Source organism: Modestobacter sp. Leaf380, from assembly GCF_001424485.1.
In the GTDB taxonomy this organism is placed as follows: domain Bacteria; phylum Actinomycetota; class Actinomycetes; order Mycobacteriales; family Geodermatophilaceae; genus Klenkia.
Genome location: NZ_LMQC01000021.1, coordinates 160,778 through 178,025, shown reverse-complemented (window position 1 = coordinate 178,025; position 17,248 = coordinate 160,778). Strand labels below are relative to the sequence as shown.

Below are 17,248 nucleotides of genomic sequence, written 5' to 3'. Positions count from 1 at the left end.
GTCAGCTGTAGCGTGCCGGCATGCCGCCGACCGTCGACGCCCTGACCACCCACCGCTGGGACCCGACGTGGCGGTCCTTCACCGCCGTCCAGGGTGGTCTGGTCGTCGGTACGGTGCTCCAGGCCGCCCGCGACCTCGTCGCGCGGCAGGGCCCGCCCGGCCGCGAGGTCCTGGTCCGGACGGCGGCGACCCACCTGCTGGCCCCGGTCGTGCCCGACGTGGCCCTCGTGGTGCAGGCGGTGGCGGACCGGGTCGCGGCCACCTCGAGCATCCGGGTCGAGGCCCGGCAGGGCGACGTGCTGTGCGCCGTCAGCCAGGTGCTGGTGTCCTCGGCGGCAGGTGCGGCGACCGTCGGACCGGTGCCCGTCCCGACCCTGCCGGTCGGCTGGGTGGTCCCCTCGCACGCCGAGGAGCTGGTCCTGCCGGTGGACTTCGTGCCGATGAGCCAGCACGCCGACTTCCGTGCCGTGGGCTCGGGCCGGCCGCTGACCGGGGGTGCCGAGCCGCGGCTGACGATGTGGACGCGCCTGCGGCCCTCGGCCGGGGTCACCGACCCGCTGGTCGCACTCGGGGTGCTGGTGGACGTCCTGCCGCCGAGCCTGTTCGCCGTCACCACGGCGCCGGTCGGGCTGCCCACCGTCGAGCTGACGCTGCACCTGGTGGGGGAGCCGCCGCCGGTGGGGGCGTGGGTGCGGGTGGACCAGGTCGTGGCCTGGAGCGACGGGTGGGCCTGTGTCGACGAGGCGGCGCTGCACGACGAGGCGGGCCGCCTGGTGGCGTCGGCGCGGCAGACCCGGCGCCTGCCCCGCGGGTGACCCACCTGACTTGCTTCTAGGCAAGCCAGGTGGTGGACTCGGGGTCCCGCCGCAGCACCACCGAGAGGACCCACCGATGCAGGCCTGGCAGATCGACGCGTACGGCGCACCGCTGCACCTGGCGGAGGTCGCCGAGCCCGTCCGCGGTGCCCACGACGTCCTGGTCGAGGTGCACGCCGCCTCGCTCAACGTCGCGGACCTGCTGGCCGGCAAGGGCGCCTTCAAGGCCTTCCTCCCGGCCGAGATGCCGATGACCCACGGCCTCGACCTGGCCGGCGTCGTCACCGCGGTGGGCAGCGCCGTCACCCGGTTCGCCGTCGGCGACGAGGTCTACGGCTGCCCGGACCTGGCCCGGCGCGGCGGGACGATGACCGAGCGGGTCGCCGTCGCCGAGGGGGACCTGGCACGCAAGCCCACGTCGCTGACCATGACCGAGGCGGCGTCGCTGCCGCTGGTCTCGCTGACCGCCTGGCAGGTGCTGGTCGAGCGGGCCGCCGTCCAGCCGGGGCAGCGGGTCCTCGTGCACGCCGGTTCCGGTGGGCTGGGCAGCATCGCCGTCCAGCTGGCCGAGCACCTGGGTGCCGCCGTGGCCACCACCACCGGCACCAGCAACGTCGGGTGGGTGCGCGCCCTCGGCGCCGACCTGGTCGTGGACCACCGCACGCAGGACTTCACCGAGCTGGTGCACGACCAGGACGTCGTCCTGGACGGGCTGGGCGGGGAGACGCTCACCCGGTCCTTCGGCGTGCTGCGCCGCGGTGGGCAGGTCATCGGGGTCAGCGGGCCACCGGACCGGGGGTTCGCCGTGCGGATGGGGCTCAACCCGGTGCTGCAGGTGGTCATGGGAGCCCTGGCGTTCCGCACCAACCGGCAGGCCGCGAAGCACGGTGTGCGCTACTCGTTCCTCTTCGTGCACGCCTCGGGTGCCCAGCTCGAGCAAATCGCCGCCCTCGTCGACGACGGCACGCTGCGTCCGGTGATCGACCGGGTGTACCCGTTCGCCGAGGCCGACCGGGCCTACGAGCACCTGGCCACCGGGCGGGCGAAGGGCAAGATCGTCGTCAGCATGCGCTGAGGCCCACCCGGCAGGCCCTCACCGGGCGAGGAGAGCGGCCAGCGACGTGGCGACCGCGGCCGCACCGATGACCGCGATGCGCTGGGCTGAGCCGTCCACGGCCACGAACGCCGCCACGGTCCCCGCCACGGTCCCCGCCACGCCGCTCACCGCCAGGGCGCCCGACGCCACGCGGCGCGGGACGACGGCGGTGGACCGGACCGCGAGCGCGACCCCGAGCACGACGGTGAGCAGGGCGGTGCACAGCAGCGCGAGCCCACCGCCGATGTCGGCGCCGACGACCGGTCGCGCCAGCAGCACCGCCGTCCCCAACGCGACCAGGAGCAGGACAGCGGCGCCGACGAGCGGCCAGCGGGGCCGGGTGGTGCGCGGGACGACGGGCTCGCGAGGGGTGGTCATCCCCCGAGCCTCCCCGGACGGACGGGTGACGGGCTGGGTGCTGGTACTCAGGACACGACGACCGCCTCCACCGGCGTCGCAGGCGTGGAGGATCGTCACCAGCCGCGCCGGCCCGCGTGGGCCGCCGTCCCCTGGAGGAGACCCGTGCCCACCCTGGACCGCCACGACGACGTGTTCGTGCTCGACCTCGGCGACACCGAGAACCGCTTCCACCCCGACTGGCTGACCGCCGTGCACGCCGCCCTGGACGAGGTCGAGGCCGCCGAGGGCCCGCGCGCGCTGGTCACCGCGGCGACGGGCAAGTTCTTCTCCAACGGCCTGGACCTGGACTGGCTGGGTGCGCACCGCGACCAGTACGAGACGTACCTGGCCGACGTCCAGGTGCTGCTGGCCCGCTGCCTGTCGCTGCCGCTGGTCACCGTGGCCGCGCTGCAGGGCCACGTCTTCGCCGCCGGCGCGATGCTGTCCCTGGCCCACGACACCCGGGTCATGCGCGCCGACCGCGGGTTCTGGTGCCTGCCCGAGGCCGACATCGGGCTGCCGTTCACCGTCGGCATGTCCGCGCTCATCCAGGCCCGGCTCGCGCCGCAGACCGCCCACGAGTCGATGACGACGGCCCGCCGCTACGGCGGCGAGGACGCCCGCGCCGCGGGGATCGTCGAGCACGCCGTCGCCGAGGACGCCGTCCGCGACACCGCGGTCGAGCTGGCCGCGGCCCTCACCGGCAAGGCCGGACCGACCCTGGGCACCATCAAGGCCCGGATGTACGCACCCGTCCTCGACGCACTGCGGGGTCCGCTGGGCTGACAGGATCCTCCGCTGTGGACCGGGACGGACGAACGTGGAACTGACCGCCGAGCTGGTGGCCCTGGTGATCGCGGTGGGCGTGGTCGCCGGCCTCTGCGACCGGTTCGGCCTGCCGACCCCGCTGGTGCTGGTGGTCGTGGGTGCAGCGGCGTCCTACCTGCCGCACGTGCCCGAGGTGCAGCTGGACCCCGACGTGGTGCTCTTCGCGGTGCTGCCCCCGCTGCTGTACGCCACGACCGCGCGGACGTCGCTGTTCGACTTCCGGCACAACAAGACCAGCATCGTCGCGATGTCGGTGGTGCTCGTCGTGTTCACCACCGTGGTCGTGGGTGCGGTGACCTGGCTGCTGCTGCCCGGGGTGGCGGTGGCCGCAGCGCTCGCACTGGGCGCGGTCGTGGCGCCGCCGGACGCGATCGCCGCGTCGGCCGTGGGCCGGCGGCTGGGCCTGCCCCGGCGGGTCGGCACCCTGCTCGAGCACGAGAGCCTGGTCAACGACGCCGCCGCACTCATCGCACTGAGCGTCGCCGTCTCGGCGCTGACGTCCTCGCCGTCGGCGCCCGAGGTGGCGCTGGAGTTCGTCTGGGCCGTCGTCGGGGCCGTGCTGGTCGGCGGGGTGGTCGCCGCGGTGCTGGCGGTGGTGCGGGCGCGGCTGCGGGACCCGGTGCTGGACACGCTGGTCTCCTTCGTCGCCCCCTACCTGGCGTTCCTGGCCGCGGAGGAGGTGCACGCCTCCGGGGTCCTGGCCACCGTCGTCACCGGTCTGACGCTGGCCCAGCTCTCCCCCCGGGTGCAGACGGCGACCGCCCGGGTCACCGAGGCGGTCACCTGGCGGACCGTGGCCTTCGTGCTGGAGAACGGCGTCTTCCTGCTCATCGGGCTGCAGCTGCCCGGCCTGCTCGCCGGCGCCGGGGACAGCGGGCTGGGCTGGGGCCGGATCGCGCTGGTCTGCGGCGGGGTACTGGTGGCGACCGTGGTGGCCCGGTTCGTGTTCGTCTTCGGGCTGGCCGGGGTGCTCACCGTGGGGACGGCGGGCATGCGGCGGCTGGCCTGGCGGCCAGCGGTCGCCGGGCTGGTGTCGTGGGCGGGCATGCGCGGGGTGGTCACGCTGGCCGCGGCGCAGGTGCTGCCCGCCGACGTCCCCGACCGCGAGGTGCTGCTGCTGGCCGCGTTCACCGTGGTGGTGGGCAGCCTGCTGCTGCAGGGGTCGACGCTGCCCTGGCTGGTGCGCCGGGTGGGGCTGCCCGCCCCGGACCCCGCCGAGGACGCGCTGCAGGCCGCCGAGCTGGGCGACGCGGCGAACGCCGCCGGACTGCGTCGACTGGCTGAGCTGACCACCGGGGACGAGCCCGAGGGCGTGGTGGACCGGCTGCGGGACCGTTCGGTGGCCCGCTCGCACGCGGCCTGGGAGCGGCTGGGCCGCCCGCTGGCCGACCAGGACACGCCCTCCAGCGTCTACGCGCGGCTCCGGATGCAGATGCTGGACGCCGAGCGGGAGGTCGTCGTCCGGGCACGGGACGAGGGCACGGCGCCGGGGGAGGTGCTGGAGGCGGCGCTGGCCGCGATCGACGTCGAGGAGTCGCTGCTGGACCGCAACGAGGAGGTGGTGTCCGGCGATCGGGACCGTGCGCTGGCACCGCGCCCGCGCGCCGCCGCGTGCGCGCACCTGGCCGCGGCCCCCGCCGGTGCGGCGCACCCGGAGGCGGCCTGCGTCGACTGCCTGGCCGAGGGCACCACCTGGGTGCACCTGCGAACCTGCCTCAGCTGCGGGCACGTGGCCTGCTGCGACTCCTCGCCGCGCCGGCACTCCCGGGCGCACTACGACGCCAGCAGCCACCCGGTCGTCGTCAGCGCCGAACCGGACGAGGCGTGGCGCTGGTGCTGGGTGGACAGCGAGCTGGGCTGAACGGGCCTCAGCGTGCCGCCTCCTGGCGGCGCACCATCTCCGCGATCCACACCGGGGCGAAGGGCGAGGTGCAGTTCGGCGGGGTCGGGTAGTCGGCGAGCACCTGCAGCCGCTCGCCGATCGCGATCGCCCGCGCACGGAGGGCGGGGTGCTCGATGCCGACCTGGGCCAGGCAGTGGTTCATCGCCCACTGCAGCCGCTCGGGCGCGGTGGCCATCTCCGCCTCGACCACGTCCAGCAGCCCGGACAGGTCCAGCCCGTCGGGGGCCTTCGCCACCCGGTCGGTGGTCAGCGCCCAGCCGGCGCTCGCGACCACCGGGTCCGGGTCGGCCAGCCAGCGCACCCGCAGCTCCTCGACGTGCGCGGTCTTCTTCACCACGTAGTCGACGAGCCAGCCGTGCACCTTGGGCCGCCGGGCCTCGCGCAGCATCGTGTCCAGCTCCTCGAGGGAGAACGCCTTGGGACGGCAGACCAGCAGCGCCAGCAGGCGGGGGTCGGAGTCCCCGGTGGCCCACAGCTCCCGGGCCAGCTCGTGCTGGGTCCGCAGCCGCTTCGCCAAGCCGCGCAGGGCGGTCAGGTTCACCCCGTGGTCGTCGCCGTGCCGCAGGTTGACCTCCCGCATCCGGGGGTCGACCAGGGCCGCCAGCTCGATGCGCACCTCCGCCACCGTCACGTCGGGTGCGGTCGTCGTCGTCCGGGCCATCTGGGCCTCCTCGTCGGGTGCGGACACCGTGGCACAGACCACCGACAGCCGGGGGCCACCCGCGCGGTGGTCATCACCTCGGGGAGGCGTCCAGGGCGGTCGTGCCGGTCAGCCGCAGGGACAGGTCCCAGACCCGGGCGGCCTCTGCGGGGTCGGCCAGTCGGCTGTACAGGGGCTGCTCGGCCGGGGCGCCCCCGAGGTTGCGGAAGCCGCTGGGGCCGAAGAACCGGCCGCCGTCGGCGGCCGGGTCGGTGGCGGCCAGGAGCGCCGGCAGGCTCGCCGACTCGACCGTGCCCAGCAGGATCCCGCGGTCCGACAGCACCCGGATGAGCCGGCGGCCCAGGGTGTCCCGCGAGCGGCCGACCTCGGGCCGGGCGGCCAGCAGGGCGGTGGGTGCGATGCCCGGGTGGGACAGGTTGCTGGTGATGCCCCACCCGGCGGCCCTGCTGCGGCGGTCGAGCTCGAGCCCGAACAGCCCCAGCGCGATCTTGGAGGAGCTGTAGGCCCTCATGCCGTCGTAGGACCGCCCCCAGTCCAGGTCCTCGGGGTGCACGGCGTGGTGGTCGGCGGCGATGCTCAGCTGGGACATTACACGGGCGCGCCCGGCGGTGAGCAGCGGGTGCAGCTGACCGACCAGCGCGACGTGGCCGAGGTGGTTGGTGCCGAACTGGAGCTCGTGACCGTCGACGGTGGTCTGCCGCTGCGGCGGGGTCATGACGCCGGCGTTGTTGACCAGGATCCCGACGGGGACGCCCTCCTGGCGCAGCGTGGCACCCAGAGCGGCGACGGACTCCAGCGAGGACAGGTCCATCGTCCGCAGTGACACCTGCGCCGCGGGCACGGCAGCGGTGATCGCGGTGAGGGCGGCGCGGCCCTTGTCCGGGTTGCGGACGGGGAGCACGACCTCGGCGCCGGCGGCGGCCAGACGGGTGGCGATGTGCCGGCCCATGCCGTCGCTGGCGCCGGTGACCACGGCGCGGGTGCCGGTCAGGTCGGGGACGGTGATGTCGATCGGGGTGCGGGCCACGGGGACCTCCGGGGTCGGTGTCGAGCGGGTCGCCGACGACACTGCGCGCACTCCGGCGGCGCATCCACGGCCTGTCGATCCGTGGCTGGCCGGGCCGGGCCTGACGCGCAGAGGGGGATCGACAGGTCCTGCCTGCCCGGGTCGGGAGGCGGTACGAAGGTCGCGACGACCGTGGGCAGGACGAGGGGGAGCGCGTGGACATCGACCGCACCGGGCTGGCGGAGTTCCTGCGCACCTGCCGGGAGTCCCTGCAGCCCGAGGACGTCGGCCTGCCGCGCGGGCAGCGCCGGCGGACCAGCGGCCTGCGCCGGGAGGAGGTCGCCGCCCTGGCCTTCATGTCCGCGGACTACTACGCCCGCCTGGAGCGCCAGCGCGGCCCGCAGCCCTCCGAGGGCATGGTCGCAGCGATCGCGCAGGGCCTCCACCTGTCGCTGGACCAGCGCGACCACCTGTTCCTGCTGGCCGGCCACCACCCGCCGGCGCGGGGCGCGGACAGCCAGCACGTCGGCCCGGGCGTGCTGCGCATCCTGGACCGGCTCGCCGACACCCCCGCCGAGGTCGTCACCGAGCTGGGGGAGACGTTGCGGCAGACCCGGATGGGCACCGCCCTGCTGGGGGACGCCTCGCTGCGCACCGGGCCCGGGAGGAGCCTGGGCTACCGCTGGTTCACCGAGCCCACGGCCCGCGACCTCTACCACCCCGACGACCACCCGCTGCTGTCCCGCACGTGGGCGTCCGGACTGCGGGAGGTGATCGCGCGGCGCGGCCCGCGGTCCCGCGCCGCCGCGCTGGCCGAGGACCTGCTGACCCGCAGCGAGGAGTTCCGCCGGGTGTGGGCCACCCACGAGGTGGGCCTCCGACCGGGGCCGGTGAAGCGTTTCGTCCACCCGCAGGTCGGACTGCTGGAGTTGCAGTGCCAGACCCTGTCGGACCCGCAGCAGGCCCAGTCCCTGCTCGTCTACACGGCGGAACCCGGCAGCGAGACCCACGAGAAGCTGCAGCTGCTCGCCGTCGTCGCCAGCCCCTGACGCCCCGACGGTCCGGCTGGCAGGGTGGTCGCCATGAGCGATCGGACCCCTGTCGTCGTCGTCACCGGTGCCAACGGACTCGTGGGAGCGGCGGTGTGCCGGGCACTGGCCGCACGGTCGGCGCAGGTGCGCGCCGTCGTCCGGCGGCCGGGCACCGCGCCGGTGGTCGAGGGCGTCCACGAGCACGTCGCCGACGCCACCGACCCCGAGGACGCCCGTCGGCTGACCGAGGGCGCCGACGCGGTGGTCACCACGGTGCACCCGATGGGCTCCTCCCGGGAGGCGCAGCACCAGGTGGGGGTGGAGGGCACCGCCGTCCTCGCCCGGGCGGCCCGGGACGCCGGGGTGGCCCGGCTGGTGCACGTCTCGACGGCCGGGGTGTACGACCGCTCTGCCGGTGCCGGGGACCTCGTCGAGGACGGCAGCCTGCTGCCGCAGGGGAGCGGGGACTACCCGGACACCAAGAACGAGGCGGACACCGCGCTGGCCGGGAACGCCGGGCTGACCACCGTGCTGGTGCGCCCGCCGGCGATCCTGGGTGCCGGGGAGACGTCGGTCTGGAACTCGCTGCGCCCGCACGCTGTCCGCGAGGGTGAGCGCAGCGCCAACCCGGCCAAGAGCTGGCCGTGGGTGCACGTCGAGGACCTGGCCGCCTTCCTGGCCGACCTGGCCGTGGGGTCCGTCGCCAGCGCCGCGGACGCCGAGGACGGCCCGGTGCCCGGGGCCGCGACCCCGGTCCTCGTCGCCGGGGAGCCGGCCACCTGGCGGGACTACCTGGGGACGGTGGCCGATGCGGTCGGCGTCGCACCGGAGTGGACTGACGAGCCCGTCTGGACGGGCACCGTGCGCACCGACCGGGCGCGGCGCTGGGGCTGGGCGCCGCAGGTGGGGCTGGCCGAGGCGCTGGGCGAGCTCCGGCGGGGGCTCAGCACGGGCGGGTAGACCCGCGGCGGGTTCTCAGTTCCCCGGAACGACCACACCCCGTGTCCCTGACCTGCAGGAAAACGGGGTGTGTGTGGTGTCCGAGGTGGGAGTTGTGTCCTCTACGTGGGGGAGGTTCCCCGTGGTCGAGTTCTCCACGGTGGTCACCTCCTGTCGGGACCGTACGGGTCACAGGCCGGCGCTAGCCTCCGGCAATGGCCCACGAGAGCGGACGCTTCGCCGCCATCACGCCTGAGCAGACGTCGGCCGTTCGATCGGTGACCGACCTGGCGGTCCTGGTGGAGCAGATGCGCGAGGACCTGCTCGGCAGTGGAGCCCGCGAGTGGGAAAACGCCACGCTGGACCGGTTCCTCAAGGCCCTGGCGGCCGTTGCCGAGGACCGGGCGTTCGAGGGCACGCCGACCTGGGCAGACGTGGCAGAGCTCCTGGTCACGGCGACTGGGTACGAGTGAGCCCGGCTCGCGGGAGGCTCACGCGCAGGGCTCGGCACGTCACCTCGGGGATGCGTGCGGGGTCGAGGTCGTAGACCTGGCCTCTACGCACGTCCGGGCCGCCGGCCAGCAGCCCCCAGCCCCCAGCCCGGCGCGGACAGCGGGATGCGCGCCGCCTGGTCGTTGCCCTGGCCGAGGATGGCCTCGGACTGCCAGCGGTCGCCGCAGCGGAGGGCCAGGCGGTGTGCCAGCAATGCCCGGGTGCCGGTGTCCACGGTGTCGCTGGTCGGCCGCTGGGTCGCCAGGACGGCGGAGCAGCCGACCGCCCGCCCGAGCGAGACGTAGCGACGCCGCAAGTCGTGGGCCTCGGCGCGCTGCTTGCTCGTACCCTCAGCCGCCAGATGGGCCCACGACCTGCTGCGTCACGTAGTGCTGGGGAAGCTTCCCCGTGAGGAGTGTCCGAGGGGGGGGCTTGTGTCCTCTACGTGGGGAAGCTTCTCCGTGGTCGTGTTCTCCACGGGGACATCGCCTGTGCCGGAACCTACGGCACCCCGATGAGGTCGCGCAGAACTCCCGGCGTTAGTCGCCCGGACTGTTCGTTCCGCGCACAGTCACAGAGACACCTGCGTACGAACGCCAGGTGGGCGTTCCTGTCATTGCGGCCGTCTGCGCATCGACGTCGAGGCGCTCGTCGTTCGCGTTGAGCGCCTGCCAGTAGCGCGCGCCGTCGGCGACGAACTCGTCCACCGGCTCCGGCGTCCCGTCGGCACGGAGCACTTCGATGTCGTCGAACGTCACCACCCCCTCGATGCAGTACGCGGCGTCGTCCCGGCCGCACTCGTTGAACCAGTACAGGGAGTGGGGAGCAGCGTCGCCGCGGAGCTTCACGGTGAGGCTGGGCTCGGCTGGCCAGTCACTCGGAGGCGCCGGGTGGTGCAAGAAGCTCCACCCGTACATCGTGTCCGAGCGTGTCAGCGACGCGAAGAACGCCTCCACGTCCTCCAGGCCGCCGAGCGGGATTGCGTCGCCGTATCCGGAAGCCTCCATCTCGTCCGGGCGAAGCAGGACGGTCACGTGGCCCGGTCTGCGGAGCCGCAGGATGCGTCGCCTGTCAGGGTCGATAGATCCGTGCTCGGGCAGGGCCACGACGTGGAGCAGGAGGTCGCACCAGGCACCGCTCTCTTCCAGTCGAAGGCCGAGAACTTCTGCCTCGTTGAGGGCGACGTTCATCCCCTCCCTGGCCCGCTCGTCCCACTTCATGCGCACATCCTGCGGCACTCGGTCCCCTGACACGCCTGACATGCTCGCTCGGTGCTGCTGACCTCCCTCGACGGCGCGAGCGTCGAACTGCGGCCGACCCGCTACCAGTTCCCCGCCGCACCGAAGGAGCCGGGCGACTGGGACGCGAACTGGCTTGAGGTCCACGGCGAGGTGCGGACGACGGCCGGAGAGTCCTGGAAGTTCGACGACTCCTGCCTCACCACGTGGGAAGCGCGGGAGCTCCGCGACTGGCTCCCGGCCGCTGCTGACGGCCGCGTTCCGGTGACCGAGGCCCCCACCGAGGACTCCGAGGTTCTGCTCACCTTCACCGAGCCCAACCTCGGGTTCAGCGTCGCAGCGGCGGAGGAGGACTCCCTCGTCGTCCGGGTCCACCTCTCGCTTGAGTCGGTGGCCGGTCGGCCGGGGGCCGACGAGGAGGCGCCCTACGCCTTCTACGCGTACAGCGTGCTGCTCCGGCTCGGCCGCGGGGACCTGCTCGCCGCCGCACAGGCTTGGGAGGACGACCTCACGCCGTTCCCGGAGCGGTGAACGCGTCGGTCCGCAGGCCGGCCACGGTGAAGTCCGGAAGGCGGGTGGGGTCGAGGCCGTAGACCTGGACGCCGCGCACATCGGGACCAGTGGCGAGCAAGCCCCAACCCGGTGAGGACAGCGGGATGCGCCCAGCCTGGTCGTTGCCCTGGCCGAGGATGGCCTCCGGGTGTCGGGGCCGGCGGTCGCCGGCCAATGAGCACCGTCCGGCGCCTGTTCCCCGGTGCCAGTAGCTGTCCCGGTGGGCTTTCCGGGTCCTGGTGTGACGACTTTCTTTAGGGAATCAAGGGACCAGGCTGCGCCTGCTCCTGGGCGGTCGGTGCGGTACTGCAGGGACTCCCAGAGCACGACCTGGGCGTGGACGCGCCGGCCTGCCGGCCGGCGGCCCACGCCGCGCGCTTCGCGCGCAGTTCGCCGAAGGTGGTGCCCCAGTTCCGGGAGGCCGCGAAGACGTGACCTCGGTAGCCCCAGCCGCGACGGGCCAGCTCGTGCCGGCGGCAGGGGACCTGCGACGGCCGGGACTGCCAGACGACGGTGACCGGGTTGCCGTCGGCCGCGGTCAGGATGCTGGTGCGCTCGCCGTCGCAGCAGTCGGGGCGCGGGTGCGGGCACCGGCAGCCGGCAGCTCCGGCTCGGGCCATCTTCTCGGCGAATCCGCCGCTGGGCCGGTCCTCGCCCGCTGCCTTGACCGCGTAGGCGGTCACCTTGCTCCTGTTGGCCCCCAGCCGGTCGGTGTGGCCGGTCCGGACCGGGCGGGCGTGGCAGCGCGGTCCCCAGTTCCACCGGCCGTGCCGGACCGGCGCGATGCGCTGGCCGGTACGGGGGTGGGTGCCGCCGGAGACGACGAGGTCCTGGTCGGCCTGAGAGACGGTGCCGATGACAAGGGCGTGGACGTGGACCAGACCGCGCGCCCGATACTCCATCACCTGGGCGACGCGGAGACGCTCGCCCAGGACACAGCCGAGCTTCTGCCAGGTGACGGCCGCGAGGCGGCCGGCGGCGGCGTTGTAGGGGGCCGCGAGGTCGTGGCGGTAAGTGGCCTCGTCCAGCGGGAGGCCGAGGAGCGGGTCGCCGTCGCGGTGTCGCCGGCCGCAGCGGCAGGTGCGGACCTTGCCCCGCTTGCCGCCGCTGCGCCGCTGGGAGTGGACCTGGCCGAACACGTTCGCGCCGGGAGCGGTGAGGGTGACGGAGGTGGCGGCCAGCGGCCGACCGGTGTCCGGGTCGGTCAGCCCGGCGCGGATGAGAGCACGGGCGTCGGCGGCGTAGAGCGCAGAGCAGGACGGGCACTGGGAGGCGAGCCGACTGCCGCAGCGGCGCTCGACTGTCCTTCGGCCGAGCACCTCGCCGGCCGAGGCATCGACCTCGGTGCCGGCCAGTTGGACAGGCCGTGCGCAGGGGCCGTGGGTGCTGCTGTAGAGGTGTTCGGTCGCGGTCACCGCCGGGACAGTCCGGCGACTCCGTGGAGTGGCCAGGAGCCCGCGGACGGCCGTGACGCCAGTGCTCAGACGCCCCGGTCACTACGCTCGTCCCGCTCAGACTGGCAGCACGATGTGTCGGCGTTGCTGGGACGTGCGAGACCGAGGAGCGGTGGGTGTCGAAGGAGAGGCGGACGCCGAAAGGCGGTGCCGGCTCATCGCAGGAGTGGGGCATCGTCGCCCGCTTCGCTGACGGCTCGGGCGCCTACTACTACGTCGATGAGCGTCACCGGGACGACCGGGGCAACGCGGCCGAACGCTGGGGCAGGGAGTCCCAAGCCCATCGCTTCCCGAGCGAGGGCGAGGCTCGATGCGTCGCCTCCGGAATGCAGACGAACTCAGCCGCGAAGGAGTACCTCGTGGTGCGGCTGGCGTCCGGCCCGAAGCCGTCCCGCGCTCCCTCCTCGACGTCTCGTCCTGCGCCCACTCAACGTTCGTAGGCCGGGGGCGGACGGGACCCGGCGACGGCCAGGCGGCCCGAGAGAAGGCGATGCGCCTTACCGCTGTGTCAGCCCGTTGGCTGCCCGTCCAACGCCGCTGTCACGTCCTCCGCGGCGAGGTCCCCCGACGCCACGAGCTTGCCGCCGAAGGTTCGCGCGGCCTCGACACCGTGCGTCGCGGCGTAGCCGCTCAGCATTCGGCGGAAGTAGCCGCGCATCCACGCGTCAGGGTCCGCGTCATACCGCCGGAGCTCCGTCTCCCAGGCTCCGAGCGCTGGGTCGATGTCTGCCGTTGCGACGAAGAAGGGAGCCTTCGGGTCCCCCGAGTGGACCGGGCCGTCGCTGTCACCCGGCACGAGGTCGATGGATTGGAGGAACAGGAGTCCCTGGATCACCAGCTCCTCGTCCGCCAGGCCGTCGTCGAGCTGGCACTCCGCCCAGGTGGCCGCCTCCCACCGAGCGCAGCGGCCAGCCGCCAGGTCCCGCCACCGCGCTCGTACCTGCGCACGCGTGGGGCGACCGACCTCGTTGGACTGCTCCATCTGCGCAGCATCTCAGCCACCACGTCGGCTGCCCACCTCGACTCACGACTGTGCGAATGGGTGCGGCTCGCCGGTGATGGCAGCCAGGACCCGGGCCACGTCGCCCACCTGGGCCTCGATGTAGGTGGTCGTGGCGTCGGTCGGCTCGGCGTGGCCGGCGTAGGCACGGGCGATGCCGTCGGACCCGCCGACTCGCTCGGCCGCCGTGAGCGCGGTTTACCGCAGCCAGTGCGGGCTGACGCCGTACTGCGCCGCCCAGGGCAGCGACCGCTGCCAGCGGTCGGCCAGCGTGTTGTACCGACGGCGGGTAAGCGGCGCGCCCTTCTCCTCGCCGCGACGCGGCCGGTAGCGGAAGACCTGCTCCTGCGGGTCCCGGGCACTGCGGGCGGCGGCGTGCTCGACGAGAGCCGCGAACAGGGTGGGGCTGACCGGCTGCCAACGGGCCTTGCCGCCCTTCTCGCGCAGACGCAGCACAGCCGTGCCTCGTCGAGGTCGGCCAGGGTGAGGGCGAGCGCGCCGCCGCGCAGGGCACCGGTTTCCGCGTGGAAGCGCAGCAGGAGCGTGTCGAGCACGGGGTCGTTCCTGCCGGTGCGGGTGACCTCGTCCAGTTCGCGGAACTCGTTCTCGGTGAGCGCCCGGCGCTGGCTCGGCGGCCGCACCGGCTGCTGGACGGCGGCGGCCGGGTTGTCGGTGAGGTACTTGTCCTCGACCGCGCAGCGGAAGAACGCGCGCAGGGCCGCGACACAGTCCTCCTCGGCGCTGGCCCCGCCCTGGCCGTTGCGGCGTCGCACGGCGTTGGCGCGCGCTGACTGCGCCAGGGCGCGCAGCTTGCTCGTGGTCACCTCGTTGATGCGATCCTGGCCGTGCTCGCGAACCAGAAGGTTCCAGTACGTCGAGTACGTCCGGCGAGTGCCGGGCGTGGCAGCCGCGAGCACCGTCGGCGCGTACTCGCGGACCGTGGGCACCGTCGCGGCTGCGGCCGGCTGAAGTCCGAGGCCGTCTGCGAGCGCCCTGATGACCCCGGCCGCGGTCGGGGTCGGCCAGCAGGGCCGCGAGGTCGTCGGGGGTGAGGGAGTCAGGCGCAGGCATCGAGCACCACCAGGGAGTCGAGGGGGACGTGGAGGAGACAACGACGACGCCGTCGGCGGGGGAGGCGGACAGCAGCAGGACCTCACCGGCGGCCCAGGCACGGAACTTCCGCAGGGCGTCCCGGACACGGACCCGGCCTTTCCGGTCGAGGACGACCGGGCCGTCGCGCGTGGCACGCACAAGCAGGCCGGCACCGTGCTCGGTGACCTCCACCGCCTGCTCGGACTTCCAGCCGAGAAGGGCGAAGAGAATCGCCTCCCGCACGCGGCCGTGGTCGTCGAGCAGGGCGGTTCGGTGAAGGAACCGCGCCGGCTGGACCGGAGCCAGCGCCGGAGGCGGCAGGACCGTCGCGGCGGCGTCAGGGACGGCGACGGTCCAAGCGGCGGTCGGCGGGATGAGCGCGGCGACCAGCCGCTCGGTCTGCTTGGCCCGAATCAGGCCAGAGGGGGTAGGCACTCCAAGACTGGTGCCGGACGAAATCTCGGTCCCACTCGCCGACGGGGCTGAGTGAGCGTGACCTGTGTCGCGTTGATCTGGGGAAGCTTCCCCGTGAGGAGTGTCTGAGGATCCCTTTCGACACACAATCTCTGGCTCAAGCCATTTCAATTAGACACCGATGAGATGAGCATGGGCATGACGACCGAGCTAAATTAGCCCCCAGAGGCGAAGAGCCTGGGGGTGGCTTCTCGCCTGCGGCCACCACCGGAGACGCTGGACGAACCCGAGGTGGTTTCGCCAGGCGACCCGTTCGCGCCACTGGACGCATGGCCGGATTCCCCATTGCCGCCACGTCCGTCCCGCTCGCCGGGGTCGGCCGTCTGCGAGGCAGCTCGCCTCAGCGACGGGATGGTCTATCTGTCGCAAACGTCCGGAGCTCTGGGTTGATACCCCGGCGACGAACTGGCCGTCGAGTTCGACATCGAACTGCACAGAGTGGTCTTACGGCCTGGGGCCTACCCGCTGGCCGCCTACCGGGAAGGCACGGTCGGCATGTGGTCGGGATCGGGCAGCGACCTCGACCGACGCCGACGCGTTCGCCTTTTCCCGCCGGCCTTGATGGCTCTGGGGGTCGCAGACGGAGGCCTGCTGCTGGCGTTCGGTCGTCAGCTGCTGAAGGTCGCGCGGGAGGCCGACGGCCAGCGCTCCGCAGTCCTGCTCATGCCGTCGCAGGACTTCCAGCCGCTTCGTTGGATGGAGCAGCTCGAATGGTGAAGGCGAAGGACTGGCCGGTCGACCGGTACGTCGAGCAGGTCCGCGCCGGGTTGACGCCGACGACGGCGAGAGGATGCTTGAGCTACCTCACGCTCATCGCTTCGGAGTTCGAGGGCCGGCGCCTGGACGACGTCATCAGTACTGAGTTGGAGGCTCTGGCAGGTCAGGTCCAGAACACCGCGCTTCGCCGAGCCGTCAGTCGGGACGGTCTCTCCGCACGCGAGGGCTTCATCACTGCGGCACGGGCAGTCTGGCGGCGAGCCGTCGCCGACGGCCTCACCAAGAGCAATCCCGCGCTGGCGGTCAACAAGCCGAAGCGGACGCGGGCACGTGAGCGGCGAGGACTCACGCCAGCAGAGGTGTCGGAGCTGTGGGAGTCCATCGCTGTTCGCACGGCTGATCCAGAACTCGGCCTCACGGTCCTCCGACTCGCCCTGGAGACGGGCACGCGGCGCGCCGAGATGCTCGGGCTCACGGCGGCGTCGCTGGAGAAGGCAAGCGGTTGCATCCGCGTCGGAGCCGGGGCCAAGAACGCCTCGCACCGGCAACAGACGGTGATGATGACGTTATTCGACACTTTGACGGAGCTGGCGACTGCCCGCCACGGGCGCAAGCTCTCGCCGACGGACCCGCTGCTCGTCAACCAACGTGGGCAGCCGATCACGCGGCGCTGGTTCGAGAACACAGCCGCTCGTGTGCGCGCTGACGTCCCCGGGCTGGGGCCGGGGGGTGATCTGTGGTTCACCTGGCACCTGACCCGGCACACCGCCGGGGCCCGGATCGAACGAGCCGCCAGCTACTCGGTCGCCGCCAAGTTCCTCGGGCACCGACCGAGCGGGCGTTCCGGCGTCACAGTGCTCTACACGGGCGCCACGCTCGACGAAGTGCGGCAGGCGGTCAAGAAGGTCTGGCAGGAGCCGATGGCCGGCATGTGACACCGAGACCAGCGACTCGCCCTGAAGGCGGCCTCAGGGACACTGGGCGCGTCCCTGACGACCCCTCGCCATACGGTCACTGCGTGACAGAGAGCGAACGCAGCGCCCCAGGATTCTCGTGTTCGGAGTGCGGCGCGTGGCACAACGAGATGCCCCTGGCGTTTCACCCTCCCGCGCCCGCCGCGTGGTCGCCGGACATGGACGGTGCAGACGACTGCGACCTAGCCAGCGACGCCTGCGTCATTCACGGTGAGCACTTCTTCGTCCGTGGGCTCATCCGCGTGCCAATCGTCGGCCACAACGAGCACTTTGAGTGGGGCGTGTGGGCTTCCCTCAGCGAAGACAACTTCTGGCAGACGATGGATGCCTGGGAATCAGAAGGTCGTGAGGCGACCCCGCCAATGTTCGGCTGGTTGTCTACCGAACTGCCCACATACGCCGAGTCCACGCTGAACCTGCGGACCCTGGTTCACACCCAGCCGGTTGGCGTCCGCCCGCACGTCGAGGTGGAGCCGACGGACCACCCTCTCGCGGCAGAGCAGCGGAACGGCCTCACCTGGGACGAGCTGGCCAGTCGGGTTGACCTGTTGATGCGAGAGGACTGACCCCGCGGTCG

Annotated in this window: 19 protein-coding genes; 11 read left to right on the top strand and 8 right to left on the bottom strand. The window is 73.1% G+C overall.

Features of this window, described 5'->3' with window-relative positions; translation table 11 throughout:
* Nucleotides 1–20 precede the first annotated feature (20 nt).
* Nucleotides 21–815: a thioesterase family protein gene (locus tag ASG41_RS18840; protein ID WP_056298791.1), complete on the top strand. Its 795-nt coding sequence runs from the start codon at nucleotides 21–23 to the stop codon at nucleotides 813–815.
* 76 nt (nucleotides 816–891) lie between these two features.
* Complete coding sequence (locus tag ASG41_RS18835; protein ID WP_056298788.1) at nucleotides 892–1,890, top strand: NADP-dependent oxidoreductase; 999 nt, start codon at nucleotides 892–894, stop codon at nucleotides 1,888–1,890.
* 18 nt (nucleotides 1,891–1,908) lie between these two features.
* Here the strand turns inward: ASG41_RS18835 and ASG41_RS18830 are convergent, their stop codons facing one another.
* The gene (locus ASG41_RS18830; protein ID WP_056298784.1) at nucleotides 1,909–2,289 is read right to left on the bottom strand and encodes a hypothetical protein; all 381 of its coding nucleotides are present in this window, start codon (nucleotides 2,287–2,289) and stop codon (nucleotides 1,909–1,911) included.
* Between the two features lie 144 nt (nucleotides 2,290–2,433).
* Between ASG41_RS18830 and ASG41_RS18825 the strand changes: the two genes are divergently transcribed.
* Nucleotides 2,434–3,096 (top strand): enoyl-CoA hydratase-related protein, encoded by a 663-nt coding sequence (locus tag ASG41_RS18825; protein ID WP_056298780.1) that lies wholly within the window; start codon nucleotides 2,434–2,436, stop codon nucleotides 3,094–3,096.
* 34 nt (nucleotides 3,097–3,130) lie between these two features.
* Nucleotides 3,131–4,999 (top strand): cation:proton antiporter, encoded by a 1,869-nt coding sequence (locus ASG41_RS25315; RefSeq protein WP_056298777.1) that lies wholly within the window; start codon nucleotides 3,131–3,133, stop codon nucleotides 4,997–4,999.
* 7 nt (nucleotides 5,000–5,006) lie between these two features.
* Here ASG41_RS25315 and ASG41_RS18815 read toward each other — a convergent pair whose 3' ends face one another.
* Nucleotides 5,007–5,729 carry a DNA alkylation repair protein gene (locus ASG41_RS18815; RefSeq protein WP_235564914.1) on the bottom strand — a complete coding sequence of 241 codons (723 nt, stop codon included), beginning with the start codon at nucleotides 5,727–5,729 and terminating at the stop codon, nucleotides 5,007–5,009.
* A 46-nt stretch (nucleotides 5,730–5,775) separates the two neighbouring features.
* Entirely contained in the window at nucleotides 5,776–6,729 is a 954-nt protein-coding gene (locus ASG41_RS18810) for an SDR family oxidoreductase (protein WP_056299122.1), read from the bottom strand.
* A 194-nt stretch (nucleotides 6,730–6,923) separates the two neighbouring features.
* On the opposite strand from ASG41_RS18810, the gene ASG41_RS18805 reads away from it, so the two are divergent.
* The 3 genes from ASG41_RS18805 (at nucleotide 6,924) to ASG41_RS18795 (ending at nucleotide 9,151) form a co-directional block, all read left to right on the top strand.
* Nucleotides 6,924–7,757: a helix-turn-helix transcriptional regulator gene (locus ASG41_RS18805; RefSeq protein WP_056298773.1), complete on the top strand. Its 834-nt coding sequence runs from the start codon at nucleotides 6,924–6,926 to the stop codon at nucleotides 7,755–7,757.
* 33 nt (nucleotides 7,758–7,790) lie between these two features.
* The gene (locus ASG41_RS18800) at nucleotides 7,791–8,699 is read left to right on the top strand and encodes an NAD(P)-dependent oxidoreductase (RefSeq protein ID WP_056298770.1); all 909 of its coding nucleotides are present in this window, start codon (nucleotides 7,791–7,793) and stop codon (nucleotides 8,697–8,699) included.
* Between the two features lie 194 nt (nucleotides 8,700–8,893).
* The gene (locus ASG41_RS18795) at nucleotides 8,894–9,151 is read left to right on the top strand and encodes a hypothetical protein (RefSeq protein ID WP_056298768.1); all 258 of its coding nucleotides are present in this window, start codon (nucleotides 8,894–8,896) and stop codon (nucleotides 9,149–9,151) included.
* A gap of 83 nt (nucleotides 9,152–9,234) precedes the next feature.
* Here ASG41_RS18795 and ASG41_RS18790 read toward each other — a convergent pair whose 3' ends face one another.
* Both ASG41_RS18790 and ASG41_RS18785 read right to left on the bottom strand, forming a co-directional pair.
* The gene (locus ASG41_RS18790; protein ID WP_056298765.1) at nucleotides 9,235–9,486 is read right to left on the bottom strand and encodes a hypothetical protein; all 252 of its coding nucleotides are present in this window, start codon (nucleotides 9,484–9,486) and stop codon (nucleotides 9,235–9,237) included.
* Between the two features lie 223 nt (nucleotides 9,487–9,709).
* Nucleotides 9,710–10,390 carry a hypothetical protein gene (locus tag ASG41_RS18785; protein ID WP_157519530.1) on the bottom strand — a complete coding sequence of 227 codons (681 nt, stop codon included), beginning with the start codon at nucleotides 10,388–10,390 and terminating at the stop codon, nucleotides 9,710–9,712.
* 51 nt (nucleotides 10,391–10,441) lie between these two features.
* On the opposite strand from ASG41_RS18785, the gene ASG41_RS18780 reads away from it, so the two are divergent.
* On the top strand, nucleotides 10,442–10,939 hold the full coding sequence (locus ASG41_RS18780) for a hypothetical protein (protein WP_056298759.1): 498 nt from the start codon (nucleotides 10,442–10,444) through the stop codon (nucleotides 10,937–10,939).
* A 275-nt stretch (nucleotides 10,940–11,214) separates the two neighbouring features.
* Here ASG41_RS18780 and ASG41_RS18775 read toward each other — a convergent pair whose 3' ends face one another.
* The 3 genes from ASG41_RS18775 to ASG41_RS24355 form a co-directional block, all read right to left on the bottom strand.
* A complete protein-coding gene (locus ASG41_RS18775; RefSeq protein ID WP_056298758.1) occupies nucleotides 11,215–12,375 on the bottom strand; it encodes a replication initiator in 1,161 nt (386 codons plus the stop codon).
* A 547-nt stretch (nucleotides 12,376–12,922) separates the two neighbouring features.
* Nucleotides 12,923–13,396 carry a hypothetical protein gene (locus tag ASG41_RS18765; RefSeq protein WP_056298751.1) on the bottom strand — a complete coding sequence of 158 codons (474 nt, stop codon included), beginning with the start codon at nucleotides 13,394–13,396 and terminating at the stop codon, nucleotides 12,923–12,925.
* Nucleotides 13,397–13,612: 216 nt separating this feature from the next.
* A complete protein-coding gene (locus ASG41_RS24355) occupies nucleotides 13,613–13,870 on the bottom strand; it encodes a hypothetical protein (RefSeq protein ID WP_056298749.1) in 258 nt (85 codons plus the stop codon).
* 68 nt (nucleotides 13,871–13,938) lie between these two features.
* Here ASG41_RS24355 and ASG41_RS24025 point away from each other — a divergent pair, with 68 nt between their 5' ends.
* The 3 genes from ASG41_RS24025 to ASG41_RS18740 all read left to right on the top strand — a co-directional run bounded on the left by ASG41_RS24025 (nucleotide 13,939) and on the right by ASG41_RS18740 (nucleotide 17,237).
* A complete protein-coding gene (locus tag ASG41_RS24025) occupies nucleotides 13,939–14,205 on the top strand; it encodes a hypothetical protein (RefSeq protein WP_162245577.1) in 267 nt (88 codons plus the stop codon).
* Nucleotides 14,206–15,690: 1,485 nt separating this feature from the next.
* Nucleotides 15,691–16,632 carry a tyrosine-type recombinase/integrase gene (locus ASG41_RS18745; protein ID WP_056298740.1) on the top strand — a complete coding sequence of 314 codons (942 nt, stop codon included), beginning with the start codon at nucleotides 15,691–15,693 and terminating at the stop codon, nucleotides 16,630–16,632.
* A gap of 83 nt (nucleotides 16,633–16,715) precedes the next feature.
* Nucleotides 16,716–17,237 (top strand): DUF2199 domain-containing protein, encoded by a 522-nt coding sequence (locus ASG41_RS18740; RefSeq protein ID WP_200939096.1) that lies wholly within the window; start codon nucleotides 16,716–16,718, stop codon nucleotides 17,235–17,237.
* Nucleotides 17,238–17,248 lie beyond the last annotated feature (11 nt).

Excerpts from the sequence above, each read along its gene's own strand:
- ASG41_RS18840 (WP_056298791.1), top strand. The coding sequence starts at position 21 with ATGCCGCCGACCGTCGACGCCCTGACCACCCACCGCTGGGACCCGACG.
- ASG41_RS18835 (WP_056298788.1), top strand. The coding sequence starts at position 892 with ATGCAGGCCTGGCAGATCGACGCGTACGGCGCACCGCTGCACCTGGCG.
- ASG41_RS18830 (WP_056298784.1), bottom strand. The coding sequence starts at position 2,289 with ATGACCACCCCTCGCGAGCCCGTCGTCCCGCGCACCACCCGGCCCCGC.
- ASG41_RS18800 (WP_056298770.1), top strand. The coding sequence starts at position 7,791 with ATGAGCGATCGGACCCCTGTCGTCGTCGTCACCGGTGCCAACGGACTC.
- ASG41_RS18795 (WP_056298768.1), top strand. The coding sequence starts at position 8,894 with ATGGCCCACGAGAGCGGACGCTTCGCCGCCATCACGCCTGAGCAGACG.
- ASG41_RS18785 (WP_157519530.1), bottom strand. The coding sequence starts at position 10,390 with ATGAAGTGGGACGAGCGGGCCAGGGAGGGGATGAACGTCGCCCTCAAC.
- ASG41_RS18765 (WP_056298751.1), bottom strand. The coding sequence starts at position 13,396 with ATGGAGCAGTCCAACGAGGTCGGTCGCCCCACGCGTGCGCAGGTACGA.
- ASG41_RS18745 (WP_056298740.1), top strand. The coding sequence starts at position 15,691 with ATGGTGAAGGCGAAGGACTGGCCGGTCGACCGGTACGTCGAGCAGGTC.